Source organism: Streptomyces sp. NPDC057743, from assembly GCF_042798755.1.
Classification (GTDB): Bacteria; Actinomycetota; Actinomycetes; order Streptomycetales; family Streptomycetaceae; genus Streptomyces.
Window position 1 is genome coordinate 51,432 of the sequence record NZ_JBHVJX010000012.1, and the last position, 17,358, is coordinate 68,789.

Below are 17,358 nucleotides of genomic sequence, written 5' to 3' on the forward strand. Positions count from 1 at the left end.
GGCCCACTGCCCGACGCGCCAACCGGAACCTGTGCCTCCACTGTCCGTTAACTGTGACACGCAAGCCGGATAACGTACTTGGCCGCTCACGCACACGTCAAGATCTGTCTTTTCCCCGATGCATCCGGTCAAATGCCCTCCATAGTTGACCAGTTGATGGGGAGGGCTTTACCACGTGAGACGCCACCGAAGACTCTACGGAACGGCCGTCCTGGCCACCGCGCTCGCCGCGACCGGGGCGGCCGTTCTCGCTCCCTCCATAGCCGCGGCCGACGCCCCGCCGGCCGCAGCGGCCGCCGTCCGCCACGACCCGGCCCCCGAACGGGCCGACGCCCACGACCTCAAGGGCCCCTTCAGCGAACGCCGGACGGCGCAGCGCACCGAGGCGCTCCGGCAGGTCATCTCCGGCGACGCGCAGGCCAGCGAGCGCGGCGGCTCCAAGGTCGTCAAGCTGGGCAAGGGCAAGTACGTCGAGCTCGCCCGGCAGAAGACCGACAAGATCTTCACGATCCTGGTGGACTTCGGCGACAAGGTCGACGACACCACGACGTACGACCCGGACGGCGACGGCCCGTTGCCCCCGGTGAAGAAGTACGGCGGCACCCCCGGCCCGGCGCACAACCAGATCGCCCGGCCGGACCGGAAGAAGGACAACAGCACCGCCTGGCAGCCGGACTTCGACCGACAGCACTACCAGGACCTCTACTTCTCGCACGACAAGAAGAAGGAGTCGCTGGCGAAGTTCTACGAGCGGCAGTCCTCGGGCCGCTACTCCGTGGACGGCCAGGTCTCCGACTGGGTCCGCGTCCCGTGGAACGAGGCGCGTTACGGCTCCAACTACTGCGGCGCCACCAACTGCCCCAACGCCTGGGACCTGATCCGCGACGCGGTGGGCCAGTGGGTCACCGACCAGAAGGCCAAGGGCCGCACCGACGCCCAGATCAAGGCCGACCTCGCCCAGTACGACCAGTGGGACCGCAACGACTACAACCACAACGGGAACTTCAACGAACCCGACGGCTACATCGACCACTTCCAGATCGTGCACGCCGGCGAGGACGAGTCGGCCGGCGGCGGCGCCCAGGGCACCGACGCGATCTGGGCGCACCGCTGGTACGCGTACGGCACCGACGCCGGCAAGACCGGGCCCGCGGACAACAAGGCCGGCGGCACCCAGATCGGCGACACCGGGTTCTGGGTCGGCGACTACACCATGCAGCCCGAGAACGGCGGACTCGGCGTCTTCGCCCACGAGTTCGGCCACGACCTCGGCCTGCCGGACGAGTACGACACCACCGGCAAGGGCGAATCCTCGGTGGACTTCTGGTCGTTGATGTCGGCCGGCTCCTGGCTCGGCCGCGGCAAGGACGCCATCGGCGACCTCCCCGGCGACCTCGGCGCCTGGGACAAGCTCCAGCTCGGCTGGCTCAACTACGCCACCGCCAAGGCCGCGACGCCCTCCCGGCACACCCTGGGCGTCGCCGAGTACAACACCAAGAACCGCCAGGCCCTGGTCGTCGAACTGCCCGCGAAGAAGGTCACCACCGAGATCGTCAAGCCGGCCGAGGGCGCCGCGCAGTGGTGGAGCGGGATGGGCGACAACCTCGCCAACACCCTTACCAGGACGGTCGATCTGACCGGCAGGTCCACCGCCGCGCTCACCCTCAAGGGCTGGTGGGACATCGAGAAGGACTACGACTTCCTCTACACCGAGGTCTCCACCGACGGCGGCGCCACCTGGACACCGTTGGACGGCACCGCGGGTGGCGCGCCGCTGCCCCGGGACGCCTCCGGCCGGCCCGCCCTGACCGGCACGGTCACCTCCCACCAGGCACTCTCCTTCCCGCTGGACGCCTACGCCGGCAAGAAGATCGGCCTCCGCTTCCGCTACCAGACCGACGGCGGGGTGGCGCAGAAGGGCTTCACCGCCGACGCCCTCACCGTCACCGCCGACGGCGCCCCGCTGTTCACCGACGGTGCCGAGGCCGGCGACAACGGCTGGACCGCCGCCGGCTTCTCCCGGATCGGCGCGTCCTTCACCAAGGACTACCCGCAGTACTACCTCGCCGAGAACCGCCAGTACGTCTCCTACGACAAGACCCTCAAGTCCGGCCCGTACAACTTCGGTTGGAAGAGCACCCGCCCGTCCTGGGTCGAGCACTTCCCGTACCAGAACGGCGTGCTGATCTGGCTCTGGGACACCTCGCAGCGGGACAACAACGTCGGCGTGCACCCCGGCGTCGGCCGCATCCTCCCCGTCGACGCGCACCCGCGGGCCGAGCGCTGGGCCGACGGCTCGCTGATGCGCAACCGCTTCCAGTCCTACGACTCGACCTTCACCCGCGCCCGGACCGACGCCCTCACCCTCCACAAGGACGGCGCCGCGGTGAAGATCGCCGCCAAGCCCGGGGTGCCGGTCTTCGACGACCGCCACGGCTCCTACGTCGACCCGGCGAACCCGACCGGCGGGGTGCGCGTTACTGACACCAACACCAAGATCACGGTCGGCAAGGAGGCCAAGGACGGCTCCACGGTGCTCCTCACCGTCGGCCCCGCCGGCAAGTAGAAAGTAAAACCCGCAGGTCATGGCGTTATCGGCCGCCGCCCTCTAGCGGGCGGCGGCCGATAGGCGTTTAGATGCGTCTTACAGTTCCTTGTTGACGCCGAGTCTCACGGGGGAGATATGACGATGACCAGAGGTGGCTTCGCGCGACTTCCCGGCGGAAGCGTGGTGGTCGCCCTCTCGCTGCCCAGGCCGGGCCAGGGGCCGCTCTGCGGCCCGTACGACGGCGGCTGCCGCATCCGCGTCCTGGTGCACGCGGTGAATCGTTCGCGCGCCCTGACCAGGCTGCGCAACCTCGGCCTGCGCGCCGTCTACCTGCGCGGCAACACCGAGCCGCCGACCCCCGACGAGATCACCGCGGTGCTCCACCACCCCGACGGCCTGGTCTGGCGCGAGGCCCCCGACGACGACACCGAATCCTGGCATCCCATACGCGCCCTCCTCCGCCCCCAAAAGCCCACCCCGACCCCCACCCGCCCCCACCCCGACTGGCCCCGAATGGACTGGTCAACACCAAGATCCAGCCCGTCTGCCAACTCCAGCCCGTCCGGCGTTTGAGGACGAGCGGCCGCCAGGCCGCGATCCTCGCCCGTAGGCGGCCACGGCGGTCGCAAACGTCGCGCGCGGGCCCGTCCGGCCTGAGGACGGGCGGGGAAGCGCCCCGCAGCGGCGCTCAGCCGCCGACCACCACCGGCTTGCCGCTCAGCTCCGCCCCCGCCTCCCGTAGCTCCGTCAGCGCCCGCTCCGTCGACTCCGGGGCCACCCCCGCCGTCAGGTCCAGCAGGACCCGGGTGCGCAGCCCCTCGGCGAGCGCGTCCAGGGCGGTGGCGCGCACGCAGTGGTCCGTGGCGAGCCCGACCACGTCGACGTCGGTCACGTCCCGCTCGCGCAGCCACCGCGCCAGCTGGACGCCGTTCTCGTCGGTGCCCTCGAAGCCGCTGTACGCGGCCGTGTGGGCGCCCTTGGAGAACACCGCGTCGATCGCGCCGGAGGCGATCGCCGGCGCGAAGTTCGGGTGGAAGCCGCTGCCCTCGGTGCCCGCCACGCAGTGCGCGGGCCAGGACGTGCGGTAGTCGGGGTGGTCGGAGAAGTGGTCGCCCGGGTCGATGTGGTGGTCGCGGGTGGCGACGACGTGGCGGTAGCCGCTGCCGGCCGCGGCGCCGACCAGATCGGTGATGGCGGCGGCGACGTCCGCACCACCCGCCACCGCGAGGCTGCCGCCCTCGCAGAAGTCGTTCTGGACGTCGACGACGATCAGTGCCCGGTGCATGGTGCGTGCCTTCCGGCTGGGTGGGTGAGGGGCGCGGGAAGTGGTGTGTGACCGAGGGTAGCCACTGCGGGCGCGCGGGGGGAGGGGCGGACGGGCGCGGTTCGCGCGCGCCCGTCCGCCGGGGCGGGGACGGTCCGGTCAGACGAACTCGGTGGGCAGCACCGGCTCCCCGCGGGAGAGTTGGGTCGCCGACAGCGGCAGCCCGGCGCGGGCCGCGATGTGCCGGGTGCGCGCCGCGTCCAGCGGCTCCCGGGCCACCACCGTGCCGCCGCTGACCAGCGGCACCTGGAGCAGCCGGTCGGTCAACTCGGCCGGCACCGGCCCGGCGCCGACCACTTCGGCCTCCGCCACCCCGTGCTCGTCCGGCCGCCGCGCCGCCCATTTCCGGCCGCCGGTCGAGGACTTGGCGCCCATCGACTTCTTCGCCACCGGCCGCAGCGGCGCGCCCGGTTCGTCGCTGTCCGCCCGCGCGACCAGCTTGTAGACCATCGAACAGGTCGGGTGCCCGCTGCCGGTCACCAACTGGGTGCCGACGCCGTACGCGTCCACCGGCGCGGCGGCCAGCGAGGCGATGGCGTACTCGTCGAGGTCACTGGTGACCACGATCTTGGTCTTGGTGGCGCCCAGTTCGTCCAGTTGCTGCCGCACCCGGTGCGCGATCAGCAGCAGGTCGCCGGAGTCGATCCGCACCGCGCCGAGGCCGGGCCCGGCCACCTCCACGGCGGTCCGCACCGCCTCGGTGACGTCGAAGGTGTCCACCAGCAGCGTCGTCCCGCTGCCCAACGTGTCGACCTGGGCGGTGAAGGCGTCCCGCTCGCTGTCGTGCAGCAGCGTGAAGGCGTGCGCGCTGGTGCCGACGGTGGGGATGTTGTAGCGGAAGCCGGCCGCCAGGTCGGAGGTGACGTGGAAGCCGCCGACGTACGCGGCGCGGGCCGCGGCCACCGCCGAGAGCTCGTGGGTGCGCCGGGCGCCCATCTCCATCAGCGGCCGGTCGCCGGCGGCCACCGCCATCCGGGACGCGGCCGCGGCCACCGCCGAGTCGTGGTTGAGGATCGACAGGATCACCGTCTCCAGCACCACCGCCTCGGCGAAGGTGCCCTCGACGCGCATGATCGGCGAACCGGGGAAGTAGACCTCGCCCTCCGGGTAGCCCCAGATGTCGCCGCGGAAGCGGTAGTCGGCCAGCCAGTCCAGGGTCGGTCCGTCGAGGATGTGGCGCTCCCGCAGGAAGCCCAGGATGGTGTCGTCGAAGCGGAAGTTCTCCACCGCGTCCAGGACCCGGCCGGTGCCCGCCACCACGCCGTAGCGCCGGCCCTCCGGCAGGCGCCGGGTGAAGACCTCGAAGACCGACCGCCGGTGCGCGGTGCCGGCCCGCAACGCGGCCTGCAGCATGGTGAGTTCGTACTGGTCGGTGAAGAGCGCCGTCGACGGCACGGCCACCGGCAGCCCCAGGTCTGCTGTGTTCATAGGGGAGATGCTACCCCTCGTACTCGTCACTTTGACGATAGTGGTCCCAAGGGCCGTCCCGCGCCCCGGGCGGCACGGTGGCGCGGGACGCTCCGGGGCCGTTTGTGCGTCGCCCGCCCCTGGGTGGCAGCATGGGCCCTGTGAGCGCCCACCCGTCACCCATGAGCACCCTGCGGCCACATCACGGCAGCCTGAGCGTCCCGGTCGAGATCGAGCGTCCGGAGACCGACGAGGCCCCGTTCGAGGTGCCCGAGCCCGACGTCCCGTGGGTCACGGTCGTTCACAACGATCCCGTGAACCTCATGAGCTATGTCTCCTACGTCTTCCAGACGTACTTCGGATACTCCAAGGACAAGGCGCACCGGCTGATGCTCGACGTCCACCACAAGGGCCGCGCGGTGGTCTCCAGTGGCTCCCGCGAGGAAATGGAGCGCGACGTGCAGGCGATGCACGGCTACGGCCTGTGGGCGACCCTCCAGCAGGACCGCGCATGACCGGCCAGTTCGAACCGCTGCCCGGGGGCGGCGCCGCCGCCCCGCTCGACGAGGTCGAGATCTCCATCCTGCGCAGCCTGGCCGTGCAGTTGCTGGAGTTGATCGGTCCGGGCACCGAGCCCGAGGCCGGCGACGAACAGGACATGCTGGCCGCGCTGTTCGCCGAGGGCCCCAGCGAGCCGCCGTCCGACCCGGTGCTGGCGCGCCTCTTCCCGGACGCGTACGGCGGCCCGGACCGGGTGCCGGACGACGATGTCCGCGCCGCCTCCGCCGAGTTCCGCCGCTACACCGAGAACGACCTGCGGGCCCGCAAGCGCGACGACGCGCTGGCGCTGGTGCGGGCGTTGGACGCGCTGTCGGCCGAGAACGGCGGCGCGGTGCTGCGGCTCAAGCCCGACGAGTGCCGGCAGTGGCTGAGCGCGCTCAACGACCTCCGGCTGGCCATCGGCACGCGCCTGGAGGTCACCGACGAGGACGACGGCGGGGAGTTGCTGCGGCTGCCGGACAGCGATCCGCGCAAGCCGATGGTGCTCGCCTACTTCTGGCTGGGCGGTCTCCAGGAGACGCTCGTCGAGGCGTTGATGGGCTGAGCCCGGGGCCGCGGGCGGGCGCCGGCGCACAACGGGGCGCACCCGGCCCGCCGGTTACTCTCCGTTCGCTCAGCGGAGGCTCAAATCCGGATAACGATCCCGTCAACGGGGCCGTGCGCTGTGTTGGGGATTTCGCGCTTTGTCCTGATTTCTCTGTGGAATGCCTCACCCGATCTCTGGTTGATCTCCGGCAGGTCGTGATAAAAGTTCTCGACCTGCCGTGAGTGACGCCACCCATGTCGCTGCGGGAGCGCTGAGCCGGCCGACCGTCGGCGTGCAGGAACTCCATCCGGGGGGATCGGGACCCGATCCGGACAGAGCCGGGTCGGAATGGAGAAAGGCGCACCACTCATGACCTCTGTGCAGGTCGACAAGCATCGCGACGGCAACGAGGCGGCTGGAGGAGCCCCCGAAGAGGGCTACCAGCGGGGTCTTGGCAATCGCCAGATCCAGATGATCGCCATTGGTGGCGCCATCGGTACCGGTCTGTTCCTCGGAGCAGGCAAGGCCATTTCCAAGGCCGGACCGAGCATCATCCTGACGTACGCCATCGTCGGTCTGGTCATCTTCCTCATCATGCGGGCCCTGGGCGAACTGCTCATGTACCGGCCCGTTTCCGGCTCGTTCTCCGAGTACGGCCGGGAATTCCTCGGCCCGTTCATCGGCTTTGTGACGGGCTGGACGTACTGGCTCTTCTGGGTCGTCACCGGCATCACGGAAGTGACCGCCGCGGCCACCTATGTCCAATATTGGAACAAGGGCATACCGCAATGGGTCTCCGCGCTGGTCTTCACCGTCGCGCTGTTCGGGATCAACCTGATCTCGGTGAAGATCTTCGGCGAGCTCGAATTCTGGTTCTCGATGGTCAAGGTCACCGCCATCGTCGGCATGATCCTGATCGGCCTCGGCGTCATCACGCTCGGCTTCTCCAAGGCCGGTGACACCGCCTCGTTCACCCTGCTCTGGTCGCACGGCGGATTCTTCCCCAAGGGCATCGGCGGCACGTTGATGACCCTTCAGATCGTGATGTTCGCCTTCCTCGCCGTCGAACTCGTCGGCGTCACCGCGGGCGAGGCGACCAACCCGAAGAAGGTGCTCCCCAAGGCCATCAACACGGTGCCGTGGCGGATCGGCCTCTTCTACATCGGCGCGCTCATCATCATTCTGTCCGTGGTGAGTTGGACGTACTTCAAGCCGGGCGTGAGCCCGTTTGTCGCCGCGTTCCAGCAGATCGGCCTGCCGGCCGGTGCGGGCATCGTCAACTTCGTCGTGCTCACCGCGGCGCTTTCCTCCGCCAACTCCGGGATGTATTCCACCGGCCGGATGCTGCGCGACCTCGCGCTCAACGGTCAGGGCCCGAAGTTCTTCACCAAGCTCAGCAAGAACGGCCTGCCCACGTGGGGCACCGGCGTCTCCGTGGCGCTGATGCTCGTCGGCGTCTACATCAACTACCAGTGGCCGGGCGACGCGTTCAACTACGTCGTCTCCTTCGCCACCATCTCCGGTATGTGGGCGTGGATCGTCATCCTCCTGTCGCAACTGCGCTACCGGGCCAAGGCGAACCGCGGCGAGCTGCCGCAGTCCGAATTCAAGGCCCCCGGCGCCCCGTTCACCTCGATCTTCGCGCTGGCCTTCATCGGCATGGTGATCGTGATGATGGGCATCGACCCGGACACCCGGATCTCGCTCTACGCGGCCCCCGTCTGGGCGGTCATGCTGGCCGTCGGCTACCTCGTGATCAAGCGCCGGGACGCCGCACAGCTGGCCCAGGCGCCCGCCGAACCGGCCGAGAAGGGCTGACGCCCGGGAGCGCCACAACCGGCCGCACCGCACCACCTGTCCAGCATGCGGGCCCGCACGTACCACCTGTCGGTACGCGCGGGCCCGGCTGTCTGCCCGTCGCCCGCCGCCACCCTCAACCGAGTGCTTCGGGCGCCCCTCTTATCCTGGGCCGCATGCTGACCCTCACCAAGGCCCTCCACGACCAGATCGTCGCGCACGCCCGCCAGGACCACCCCGACGAGGCCTGCGGCGTGGTCGCGGGCCCGGCCGGCACCGGCCGCCCCGAGCGGTTCATCCCGATGCTCAACGCGGCCCGTTCGCCCACGTTCTACGAGTTCGACTCCGCCGATCTGCTCAAGCTCTACCGCGAGATGGACGACCGGGACGAGGAGCCGGTGATCATCTACCACTCGCACACCGCCACCGAGGCGTACCCCTCGCGCACCGACCTCTCCTACGCCAACGAGCCCGGCGCCCACTACGTCCTGGTCTCCACCGCCGACACCGACGACGCCGGCCCCTTCCAGTTCCGCTCGTTCCGCATCGTGGACGGCGCGGTCACCGAGGAAGAGGTCCGGATCGTCGAGAGCTACGCCTGACGCGTGGCCGACCTCATGTCGGGGGCGAGCGGCGGCCGTGACCTGGGGGTTCGCCCCCGGTCGCGGCGGGCGCCGAGGCCCGGGCCCGATCCGCGTCCCACCTGGCGTACGGCGAACGTCCGCATCATGGGACGAGGTTCCAGAACCCGGACCGGGAATCGTTACGATGACCGCATGGTTGACCATGGCGTGTGCGGAACGAGCGAGCCGAGGACGGTGGCGCCGGGTGTGCGCACGCACGCCCCGCTCGCCACGCGCCGCGCCGCATCCGGCCTCCTGGGCGCCTTCGGCAGCGGAGTCGCCCGGCTGCACATCGACCTGTGCCGCCTCTCCAGCGCCATCTGTCCGCGCTGCGCCGCGTAACGGCCGCCCGCCGCCCGGCCCCCGTGCCGCATCCGCCCGCACGGGCCCGCGCCGCCCGGTACGCACCACCGCGATGCCCCACCACAGCACCGCATGCAGCACCGCACCCGCCCCCGCATCGTCGAACTCCGACAGGAGCACTCCCATGGCCATCGAGGTCCGCATCCCGACCATCCTGCGCAGCTACACCGACGGCCAGAAGGCCGTCGAGGGCAGCGGTGTCACCCTCGACGCACTCTTCAAGGACCTGGACGGCCGGCACGCCGGCATCCGCGAGCGCCTGGTCGACGACGGCGGCGAGCTGCGCCGCTTCGTGAACGTCTACCTCAACGACGAGGACGTGCGCTTCCTCGGCGGCATCGGCACCGAACTCGCCGACGGCGACAGCGTCACCATCCTGCCCGCCGTGGCCGGCGGAAGGGTCTGAGGGACCGTGCGGTACGACTCCCCGCTGGCTGCGGTCGGGAACACCCCGCTCGTCCGCCTGCCGCGCCTGTCGCCCTCCGAGGACGTCCGCGTCTGGGCGAAGCTGGAGGACCGCAACCCCACGGGCTCCGTCAAGGACCGGCCCGCGCTGCACATGATCGAGCAGGCGGAGAAGGACGGCCGGCTCACCCCCGGCTGCACGATCCTGGAGCCGACCAGCGGCAACACCGGCATCTCGCTCGCCATGGCGGCCAAGCTCAAGGGCTACCGCATCGTGTGCGTGATGCCGGAGAACACCTCCGCCGAGCGGCGGGAGTTGCTCGCGATGTGGGGCGCGGAGATCGTCTCCTCGCCCGCGGCGGGCGGTTCCAACACCGCCGTCAAGGTCGCCAAGGAGCTCGCCGCCGAGCACCCGGACTGGGTGATGCTCTATCAGTACGGCAACCCGGACAACGCCGGCGCCCACTACGCCACCACCGGCCCCGAGATCCTCGCCGACCTGCCCTCGGTCACCCACTTCGTGGCGGGCCTGGGCACCACCGGCACACTGATGGGCGTCGGCCGCTATCTGCGCGAGCATGTCCCCGGCGTGCAGATCGTCGCCGCCGAACCGCGCTACGACGACGTCGTCTACGGCCTGCGCAACCTCGACGAGGGCTTCATCCCCGAGCTCTACGACGAGTCCGTCCTCACCACCCGCTTCTCCGTCGGCTCCGAGGACGCGGTCCGCCGCACCCGTGAACTCCTCGCGACGGAGGGCATCTTCGCCGGCATCTCCACCGGCGCGGCGCTGCACGCCGCCCTCGGCGTGGCCCGCAAGGCGGTCCGGGCGGGCGAGAGCGCCGACATCGTCTTCGTCGTCGCCGACGGCGGCTGGAAGTACCTCTCCACCGGCGTCTACACCGCCGAGTCCACCGAGGCGGCCATCGCGACGCTGCACGGGCAGCTCTGGGCGTAGGCTCTAACGCCTTCACGCACCCGAAGGGGGTGGCTCGCGGCGACCGCCGGAGCCACCCCCTTCGGCATCCGCCGCGCGCGGCCGCGGCGAGGGTTTTCGGACGGAACTTCCGCCCACCGGAAGCGCGGTGTGGTCCGCCGTCCCACCCCCACCCGGACTGGTGATTCCGCCCACAGCTCGCCCCACCTACGGCGCCGCGCGCCCCTGCGCGCCGTACGCTCGTGGGCACCGCACCGACCGCCAAGGACCCGGCAGCAGCCCCGTACGACACCGCGTCGGGACCGTTTTCGGCACCGCCGGCCGCCACCCTCCCCGGCCATTTCCGGGTGGGGTGCCCCCAGCCCATGGAGGTTCACGCCCGTATGAAGCTCACCGTCGTCGGATGCTCGGGGTCGTTCCCCTCCATGGAATCGGCCTGTTCGAGCTACCTCTTGGAGGCCGACGGCTTCAGGCTGCTCCTCGACATGGGCAACGGCGCCCTCGGCGAGTTGCAGCGCCACTGCGGTCTCTACGACCTGGACGCCGTGCTGCTGTCGCACCTGCACGCCGACCACTGCATCGACATGTGCGGCTACTTCGTCGTCCGCTACTACCGCCCGGACGGCGGCCGTTGCGCCCCGATGCCGGTCTACGGGCCGGCCGACACCGAGCGCCGGCTGACCGCCGCGCACGACGACCTCCCGCACGAGAAGGCGATGAGCGAGGTCTTCGACTTCCGGGAGCTGACCCCGGGCACCGCGACCATCGGCCCGTTCACCGTGCGCACGGAGCGGGTCAGCCATCCCGTCGAGGCGTACGGCTTCCGGATCGAGCACGGCGGCCGCACCCTGACGTACTCCGGCGACACCGGCCCCTGCGCGGCGCTCGCGCAACTGGCCGAGGGCGCCGACCTGTTCCTGTGCGAGGCGTCCTTCACCCACGGCAAGGAGGACATCCCGGACCTCCATCTCAACGGCCGGGAGGCCGGCGAGCACGCCCGGCAGGCCGGCGCGTCCCGGCTGGTGCTGACCCACATCCCGCCGTGGACCGATCCCGACATCAGCGTCCGCGACGCCCAGAAGGTCTACGACGGGCCGGTCGAGGTCGCCAAGGCCGGCGCGGTCTACGAGATCTGAGCCCGCCCCGCCGCGGCGGGGCGGGAAGGGGGGACGAGAGGCGACAAGGGCCCCGGAACCGCGAGCTGCGGTTCCGGGGCCCTTTGCGCGCGGCCGTGGGGTCGCGGGGGCGCGGGGGCTACGCCTTGGTCAGGTCCTCGACCTCTTCCTCGGGTTCACGGCCCGGGGTGGGGAGGTTGAACTTGGTGATGGCGAAGCGGAACAGCAGGTAGTAGACGGCCGCGAACGCCAGGCCGAGCGGGATGATCAGCCACGGTTCGGTGGCCAGCTTCCAGTTCAGCAGGTAGTCGATGGCGCCGGCGGAGAAGGTGAAGCCGTCGTGGACGCCGAGCGCCCAGGTGACGGCCATCGACACGGCGGTCAGCACGGCGTGGATCGCGTAGAGCACCGGCGCGATGAACATGAACGAGAACTCGATCGGCTCGGTGATGCCGCAGACGAACGAGGTCAGGCCGAGCGAGACCATCATGCCCAGGACGGCCTTGCGGCGCTCGGGGCGGGCGGCGTGCGCGATGGCCAGCGCGGCGGCCGGCAGGCCGAACATCATGATCGGGAAGAAGCCGGACATGAACTGGCCGGCGGTCGGGTCGCCGGCGAAGAAGCGGCCGATGTCGCCGTGCGCGACCTTGCCGGCGGCGTCGGTGTAGTCACCGAGCTGGAACCACGAGACGGTGTTGACGAACTGGTGCATGCCGATCGGCAGCAACCCGCGGTTGATCAGGCCGAAGAGGCCGGCGCCGATCGCCCCCAGGCCGGTCATCCACTCGCCGAAGGCGGAGATGGCGTTGCCGACCGGCTCCCATATCAGCAGGAAGAGGACGCCGACCGCGGTGCCGACGAAGGCCATGATGATCGGGACCAGCCGGCGGCCGTTGAAGAAGCCCAGCCAGTCCACCAGCTTCTTGCGGTGGTAGCGCTGCCACAGGACCGCGGCGAGCAGGCCCATCACGATGCCCCCGAGGACCCCGGGGTTGTTGACGACGGGCTCGACCCACTTGCCGTTCTCGATGTGCCCCTCGGTGACCGGGAACGCCTTGAGGACGTTGCTGTAGACCAGGAAGCCGACCAGGGCGGCGAGCGCCGTGGAGCCGTCGGCCTTCTTCGCGAAGCCGATGGCCACGCCGATGCAGAACAGCAGCGGCAGGTTGTCGAAGACCGCGCCGCCGGCGGCGGCGAAGACCTTGCTGACGGCGGTCCAGTGCAGGCCCTTGTCGCCGAAGACGTCCGGCTGGCCGAGGCGGTTGAGAATGCCGGCTGCGGGCAGGACGGCGATCGGCAGCTGGAGGCTGCGGCCGATCTTCTGCAGGCCCTGCAACAGGCCGGATCCCCGCTTCTTTGCGGGGGCCGCCTTCGTGGCGGTGGCCGAACTCATCGGATTCCTCCTGGAGGACGCGGGCCCGGGAGAGAAGGGGGAGACGGCCCGCCGTTGGTCTACACCTTGGTCTAAACCACCTGGTGGTTTAGACCATTCTTAGCACGTGGCGGTGGCGTAAAGGAATCCATTCTTCCAAGTGGTATGGACCACATGACCGTCGGCCCCCGGGGGCGCGAACCCGGGGGCCGACGAAAGCGGAGGAAAGGGAAGGGCGGCGCGGGTAACCCCGGCCGCCCAGGCGCTATTTGGGGTTCTTCCGTCACTATTTGACGTTCTCCCGTTCCATGGCGTCACCGACCTCGGCCGGCTCCCGCCCCGGCGTCGTCAGATCGAAATGCGTGATGACGAAACGGAAGAGGAGGTAGTAGACGACGGCGAAACACAGGCCGATCGGAATGATCAGCCACGGTTTCGTCGCCAGGCCCCAGTTGATGACGTAGTCAATCAACCCCGCGGAGAAACTGAAGCTGTCGTGCACCCCCAGCGCCCAGGTGACCGCCAGTGACGTACCGGTCAGCACCGCGTGAATCCCGTACAGCACCGGGGCGATGAACATGAACGAATACTCCACCGGTTCGGTCACCCCGGTCACGAACGAGGTCAGCCCGACCGAGAGCATCATTCCGGCGACTTCCTTGCGGCGGTGCGGGCGGGCGCAGTGCGCGATCGCCAGCGCCGCGGCCGGCAGCGCGAACATCATGATCGGGAAGAAACCGGTGGTGAACTGACCGGCCGTCGGATCGCCGGCCATGAAGCGGTTGATGTCGCCGTGCACCACCGTGCCGTCGGGCGTGGTGAAACTCCCGAACTGGAACCAGACGAAGGTGTTCAGGAACTGGTGCACGCCGATCACCAGCAGCGCGCGGTTGGCCGTCCCGAAAATCCCCGAACCCCACGCGCCCAGCTCCGTCAGCCAGTGGCTGAAGGAGGTCAGCGCGTCGCCCACCGGCGGCCACACCCACAGGCAGAGCGCCGCGAACGCCAGCCCCACGAAGGCCATCACGATCGGCACCAGCCGCCGCCCGTTGAAGAAGCCCAGCCAGTCCACCAGCTTCACCCGGTGCAGCCGCTGCCAACACCACGCGGAGAGAAAGCCCATGACGATGCCGCCGAAAACCCCCGGATTCTGGAACGTCGCCGGCGTCGCCTTCCCCGCGGCGTCGATGCACACTCCGCTCCACAACCCCGCCTGCGTATAGGTCTGTCCCGTCGGGCAATGCACCGGGAATTGGTGCAGCACCGCGTAATAGACGAGGAATCCGGCGATCGCCGCCAGCGCCGTCGAGCCGTCCGACTTCTTCGCCATGCCGATGGCCACGCCGATGCTGAAGAGCAGCGGCAGCCCCAGCCCGGAATCCAGCAGCGCCCCGCCCGCGCCCGCGAAGACCTTGGCGACGTGTTCCCAGCCGAGCCCCTTGGCGCCGAACACGTCCGGCTGGCCGAGCCGGTTGAGGATGCCCGCCGCCGGCAGCACCGCGATCGGCAACTGGAGGCTGCGGCCCATCTTCTGCAGGCCCTGGAACAGGGCCTGCGCCCGCTTCCTGACCGGTTGCGCCGGCCCCTTCCCCGGCGTCCCGCCCGCCGCGTCCGCAGCCATCCGCACCCTCCGCCCGCCTGAGGCGCCGGCCCGGGGACGCCCCGCCCGCCGCGTGCCGCATACTGTGGTGTAGACCAGTTGTCGGAGTGCGTTCCGGACGCCTCCTTTGGTGATCGCCATCCTTCGCCAGGTAACGGACGAACGCCCATAGAAGTGGGCTAAACGTGCGTTACCGTGTGAAAACCGAGCGGCAGAACCGCCGACGGCCGAGACAAGCAGGAGTGGACATGGCCAGCAAGGCTGAGAAGATCGTCGCCGGGCTCGGCGGGCTCGACAACATCGAAGAGGTCGAGGGCTGCATCACCCGCCTCCGCACCGAGGTCAACGACGCCTCCCTCGTCGACGAGGCCGCGCTCAAGGCCGCCGGCGCCCACGGCGTCGTGAAGATGGGCACCGCGATCCAGGTCGTCATCGGCACCGACGCGGACCCGATCGCCGCCGAGATCGAAGACATGATGTGAGCCACCGTTCGTGAACCGCGCCGGGGCCCGGCCCTGACGCGCGGTCGAACGCAACGGGCCTCGTTCCGGCCGTCCCCGGCACCGGAACGAGGCCCTCGGCGTAGCCGATAGGGTCTGGACCATGTCTCGTATCGACGGCCGCACCCCTGAACAGCTCCGCCCCGTCACCATCGAACGCGGCTGGAGCAAGCACGCCGAAGGGTCCGTACTGGTCTCCTTCGGAGACACCAAGGTCTTCTGCACCGCCTCCGTCACCGAAGGCGTGCCGCGCTGGCGCAAGGGCACCGGCGAGGGCTGGGTCACCGCCGAGTACGCCATGCTGCCCCGCTCCACCAACACCCGCGGCGACCGGGAGTCCGTCCGCGGCAAGATCGGCGGCCGCACCCATGAGATCTCCCGCCTCATCGGCCGCTCGCTGCGCGCCGTCATCGACTTCAAGGCCCTCGGCGAGAACACCATCGTCCTGGACTGCGACGTCCTCCAGGCCGACGGCGGCACCCGCACCGCCGCGATCACCGGCGCCTATGTCGCCCTCGCCGACGCGATCGGTTGGGCCCAGGGAAAGAAGCTGATCAAGCACGGCCGCCGCCCGCTGACCGGCACCGTCAGCGCGGTCAGCGTCGGCATCGTCGACGGCGTCCCGCTGCTGGACCTCTGCTACGAGGAGGACGTGCGCGCCGAGACCGACATGAACGTCGTCTGCACCGGCGACGGCCGCTTCGTCGAGGTCCAAGGCACCGCCGAGGCCACGCCGTTCGACCGCGACGAGCTCAACTCCCTGCTGGACCTGGCCGTTTCGGGCTGCACCGCGCTCGACGCCGCCCAGCAGGAGGCGCTGGCCCGCACCCTCTGACCCGGGCCGCCGCCGGGTGCGGGATGCGGGGCCCGGCCCCGGCGCCCCGCACCCGCCCGCTGGCCGATCTTCGCCCCCGCCCCCGCCGGCCGGTCAACCCCCTTGTCCCGCCCGGCGTTTCCTCCCTTGCCGAGCCCGCGGCGCCCCGCCGCCGCACCCGGCTCGCGTGCGCACCCCTCGTACGCCCCAAGGGAAGGAACGTCCATGGCCCGTCCCCACCGTCGCCTCAGCCCGCGCCGCCCCGCCGCCCAGGCGCTCGCCGTGGCGGCCGTCCTCGCCCTCGCGACGCCGGCGCTGGCCGCGTGCAGCGCCGTCCAGAAGGCCGTGGATTGCGCCAAAACCGCCACCGCCGTCGCAGGCGGCGTCGACAAGCTCAACAAGGCCGCCGGCCGGGCCCTGGACGACCCCGAGGAGGCCAACCGGGCCCTGGACGCCCTCGACGCCGACCTCAAGAAGCTCAGCGCCTCCGCCCACGACCCCGAACTCCGCACGGCCGTCGACAAGATGAACGGCGGCATCAAGGAAGCCCGCACGGCCGTCGAGCACAACAAGGCCCCCAACCTCGCCCCCATCGGCGAGGCGGCGAGCCGGATCACCGCCGTCTGCACCCCGGGCGACAAGGAATAATCGCGTCCCATGGAGTCACAAACCGGCGACCGCCCCGCCCCCCGCCGCCTCGTCCTCGCCACCCGCAACAACGGCAAGATCGCCGAGCTCCGCGCCATCCTCGACGCGGCCGACCTCGACGTCGAACTCGTCGGCGCGGATGCCTATCCGGACGTCCCCGACGTCAAGGAGACCGGCGTCACCTTCGCCGAGAACGCGCTCCTCAAGGCGCACGCCCTGGCCCAGGCCACCGGCCTGCCGGCGGTCGCCGACGACTCCGGCCTCTGCGTCGACGTCCTCGGCGGCGCCCCCGGCATCTTCTCCGCCCGCTGGGCCGGCCGGCACGGCGACGACCAGGCCAACCTCGACCTGCTGCTCGCCCAGCTCTCCGACATCGCCGACGACCACCGCGCCGCCCACTTCGCCTGCGCCGCGGCCCTGGCCCTCCCCGACGGCACCGAACGCGTCGTCGAGGGCGTCCTGGAGGGCGTCCTGCGCCACACCCCCGCCGGCACCGGCGGCTTCGGCTACGACCCGATCCTCCAGCCGCTCGGCGAGACCCGGACCTGCGCGGAGCTGACCGCCGTCGAGAAGAACGCGATCAGCCACCGCGGCAAGGCGTTCCGCGCCCTGGCGCCGGTGGTGCGGGAACTGCTGGGCTGACCCCCAAAGAACGCGAAGACGGCCTCCCCTTCCTCGGAAGGGGAGGCCGTCTTCGCGCGGTGGGCCCGGTGGGACTCGAACCCACGACACACCGGACCTAAACCGGCGCCCTCTGGCCAGCTGGGGTACGGGCCCGCGGCGCCAACTCTACTGGGTCCCCTTCGCGGGCGGTCAGG

Annotated in this window: 18 protein-coding genes and 1 tRNA gene; 14 read left to right on the top strand and 5 right to left on the bottom strand. The window is 70.6% G+C overall.

Translation table 11 applies throughout. The features are described from left to right. The first annotated feature begins 175 nt into the window (after positions 1 to 175). Positions 176 to 2,566, top strand: coding sequence for an immune inhibitor A domain-containing protein (locus tag ACFVFQ_RS15800; RefSeq protein ID WP_383415178.1), 2,391 nt, complete (start codon positions 176 to 178; stop codon positions 2,564 to 2,566). A 123-nt stretch (positions 2,567 to 2,689) separates the two neighbouring features. Beyond that, positions 2,690 to 3,121: a hypothetical protein gene (locus tag ACFVFQ_RS15805; protein WP_383415634.1), complete on the top strand. Its 432-nt coding sequence runs from the start codon at positions 2,690 to 2,692 to the stop codon at positions 3,119 to 3,121. A 115-nt stretch (positions 3,122 to 3,236) separates the two neighbouring features. Here ACFVFQ_RS15805 and ACFVFQ_RS15810 read toward each other — a convergent pair whose 3' ends face one another. Next, complete coding sequence (locus ACFVFQ_RS15810) at positions 3,237 to 3,833, bottom strand: isochorismatase family protein (RefSeq protein WP_383415181.1); 597 nt, start codon at positions 3,831 to 3,833, stop codon at positions 3,237 to 3,239. 138 nt (positions 3,834 to 3,971) lie between these two features. Continuing rightward, on the bottom strand, positions 3,972 to 5,300 hold the full coding sequence (locus tag ACFVFQ_RS15815; protein ID WP_383415184.1) for a nicotinate phosphoribosyltransferase: 1,329 nt from the start codon (positions 5,298 to 5,300) through the stop codon (positions 3,972 to 3,974). A gap of 161 nt (positions 5,301 to 5,461) precedes the next feature. Between ACFVFQ_RS15815 and clpS the strand changes: the two genes are divergently transcribed. The 8 genes from clpS to ACFVFQ_RS15855 all read left to right on the top strand — a co-directional run bounded on the left by clpS (position 5,462) and on the right by ACFVFQ_RS15855 (position 11,627). Next, positions 5,462 to 5,794, top strand: a complete 333-nt coding sequence (gene clpS, locus ACFVFQ_RS15820; RefSeq protein ID WP_383415186.1) for an ATP-dependent Clp protease adapter ClpS — start codon at positions 5,462 to 5,464, stop codon at positions 5,792 to 5,794. Beyond that, positions 5,791 to 6,384 (top strand): DUF2017 domain-containing protein, encoded by a 594-nt coding sequence (locus tag ACFVFQ_RS15825; RefSeq protein ID WP_383415189.1) that lies wholly within the window; start codon positions 5,791 to 5,793, stop codon positions 6,382 to 6,384. The genes clpS and ACFVFQ_RS15825 overlap by 4 nt, the downstream gene beginning before the upstream one ends. 351 nt (positions 6,385 to 6,735) lie before the next feature. Further along, entirely contained in the window at positions 6,736 to 8,184 is a 1,449-nt protein-coding gene (locus ACFVFQ_RS15830; protein WP_383415191.1) for an amino acid permease, read from the top strand. A 155-nt stretch (positions 8,185 to 8,339) separates the two neighbouring features. Continuing rightward, entirely contained in the window at positions 8,340 to 8,765 is a 426-nt protein-coding gene (locus ACFVFQ_RS15835; protein ID WP_383415194.1) for a Mov34/MPN/PAD-1 family protein, read from the top strand. A 228-nt stretch (positions 8,766 to 8,993) separates the two neighbouring features. Then, on the top strand, positions 8,994 to 9,128 hold the full coding sequence (locus ACFVFQ_RS15840) for a putative leader peptide (protein ID WP_342456966.1): 135 nt from the start codon (positions 8,994 to 8,996) through the stop codon (positions 9,126 to 9,128). Between the two features lie 145 nt (positions 9,129 to 9,273). Further along, positions 9,274 to 9,555 carry a MoaD/ThiS family protein gene (locus ACFVFQ_RS15845; RefSeq protein WP_383415197.1) on the top strand — a complete coding sequence of 94 codons (282 nt, stop codon included), beginning with the start codon at positions 9,274 to 9,276 and terminating at the stop codon, positions 9,553 to 9,555. A gap of 6 nt (positions 9,556 to 9,561) precedes the next feature. Beyond that, complete coding sequence (locus tag ACFVFQ_RS15850) at positions 9,562 to 10,512, top strand: PLP-dependent cysteine synthase family protein (protein WP_383415199.1); 951 nt, start codon at positions 9,562 to 9,564, stop codon at positions 10,510 to 10,512. Between the two features lie 362 nt (positions 10,513 to 10,874). Next, complete coding sequence (locus ACFVFQ_RS15855) at positions 10,875 to 11,627, top strand: MBL fold metallo-hydrolase (protein WP_383415202.1); 753 nt, start codon at positions 10,875 to 10,877, stop codon at positions 11,625 to 11,627. 118 nt (positions 11,628 to 11,745) lie between these two features. Here the strand turns inward: ACFVFQ_RS15855 and ACFVFQ_RS15860 are convergent, their stop codons facing one another. Both ACFVFQ_RS15860 and ACFVFQ_RS15865 read right to left on the bottom strand, forming a co-directional pair. Next, positions 11,746 to 12,999: a PTS transporter subunit EIIC gene (locus ACFVFQ_RS15860; RefSeq protein WP_383415205.1), complete on the bottom strand. Its 1,254-nt coding sequence runs from the start codon at positions 12,997 to 12,999 to the stop codon at positions 11,746 to 11,748. A 265-nt stretch (positions 13,000 to 13,264) separates the two neighbouring features. Further along, positions 13,265 to 14,599, bottom strand: a complete 1,335-nt coding sequence (locus ACFVFQ_RS15865) for a PTS transporter subunit EIIC (RefSeq protein ID WP_383415208.1) — start codon at positions 14,597 to 14,599, stop codon at positions 13,265 to 13,267. A 221-nt stretch (positions 14,600 to 14,820) separates the two neighbouring features. Between ACFVFQ_RS15865 and ACFVFQ_RS15870 the strand changes: the two genes are divergently transcribed. From ACFVFQ_RS15870 to rdgB, 4 genes are all read left to right on the top strand, one after another. Further along, a complete protein-coding gene (locus ACFVFQ_RS15870; protein WP_078970859.1) occupies positions 14,821 to 15,060 on the top strand; it encodes a glucose PTS transporter subunit EIIB in 240 nt (79 codons plus the stop codon). A gap of 121 nt (positions 15,061 to 15,181) precedes the next feature. Beyond that, positions 15,182 to 15,913, top strand: a complete 732-nt coding sequence (rph, locus tag ACFVFQ_RS15875; RefSeq protein ID WP_383415211.1) for a ribonuclease PH — start codon at positions 15,182 to 15,184, stop codon at positions 15,911 to 15,913. 204 nt (positions 15,914 to 16,117) lie between these two features. Beyond that, the gene (locus ACFVFQ_RS15880; RefSeq protein WP_383415216.1) at positions 16,118 to 16,540 is read left to right on the top strand and encodes a hypothetical protein; all 423 of its coding nucleotides are present in this window, start codon (positions 16,118 to 16,120) and stop codon (positions 16,538 to 16,540) included. A gap of 9 nt (positions 16,541 to 16,549) precedes the next feature. Next, the gene (rdgB, locus tag ACFVFQ_RS15885; protein ID WP_383415218.1) at positions 16,550 to 17,182 is read left to right on the top strand and encodes an RdgB/HAM1 family non-canonical purine NTP pyrophosphatase; all 633 of its coding nucleotides are present in this window, start codon (positions 16,550 to 16,552) and stop codon (positions 17,180 to 17,182) included. Between the two features lie 60 nt (positions 17,183 to 17,242). On the opposite strand, the gene ACFVFQ_RS15890 is transcribed toward rdgB, so the two are convergent. Next, positions 17,243 to 17,317, bottom strand: a tRNA-Leu gene (locus ACFVFQ_RS15890). Positions 17,318 to 17,358: the final 41 nt, after the last annotated feature.

Coding starts and splice junctions, on each gene's coding strand:
- rph (WP_383415211.1), top strand. CDS start 15,182: ATGTCTCGTATCGACGGCCGCACCCCTGAACAGCTCCGCCCCGTCACC.
- ACFVFQ_RS15860 (WP_383415205.1), bottom strand. CDS start 12,999: ATGAGTTCGGCCACCGCCACGAAGGCGGCCCCCGCAAAGAAGCGGGGA.
- ACFVFQ_RS15835 (WP_383415194.1), top strand. CDS start 8,340: ATGCTGACCCTCACCAAGGCCCTCCACGACCAGATCGTCGCGCACGCC.
- ACFVFQ_RS15825 (WP_383415189.1), top strand. CDS start 5,791: ATGACCGGCCAGTTCGAACCGCTGCCCGGGGGCGGCGCCGCCGCCCCG.
- ACFVFQ_RS15865 (WP_383415208.1), bottom strand. CDS start 14,599: ATGGCTGCGGACGCGGCGGGCGGGACGCCGGGGAAGGGGCCGGCGCAA.
- ACFVFQ_RS15855 (WP_383415202.1), top strand. CDS start 10,875: ATGAAGCTCACCGTCGTCGGATGCTCGGGGTCGTTCCCCTCCATGGAA.
- clpS (WP_383415186.1), top strand. CDS start 5,462: ATGAGCACCCTGCGGCCACATCACGGCAGCCTGAGCGTCCCGGTCGAG.
- ACFVFQ_RS15830 (WP_383415191.1), top strand. CDS start 6,736: ATGACCTCTGTGCAGGTCGACAAGCATCGCGACGGCAACGAGGCGGCT.
- ACFVFQ_RS15880 (WP_383415216.1), top strand. CDS start 16,118: ATGGCCCGTCCCCACCGTCGCCTCAGCCCGCGCCGCCCCGCCGCCCAG.
- ACFVFQ_RS15815 (WP_383415184.1), bottom strand. CDS start 5,300: ATGAACACAGCAGACCTGGGGCTGCCGGTGGCCGTGCCGTCGACGGCG.
- ACFVFQ_RS15810 (WP_383415181.1), bottom strand. CDS start 3,833: ATGCACCGGGCACTGATCGTCGTCGACGTCCAGAACGACTTCTGCGAG.
- rdgB (WP_383415218.1), top strand. CDS start 16,550: ATGGAGTCACAAACCGGCGACCGCCCCGCCCCCCGCCGCCTCGTCCTC.
- ACFVFQ_RS15805 (WP_383415634.1), top strand. CDS start 2,690: ATGACCAGAGGTGGCTTCGCGCGACTTCCCGGCGGAAGCGTGGTGGTC.
- ACFVFQ_RS15845 (WP_383415197.1), top strand. CDS start 9,274: ATGGCCATCGAGGTCCGCATCCCGACCATCCTGCGCAGCTACACCGAC.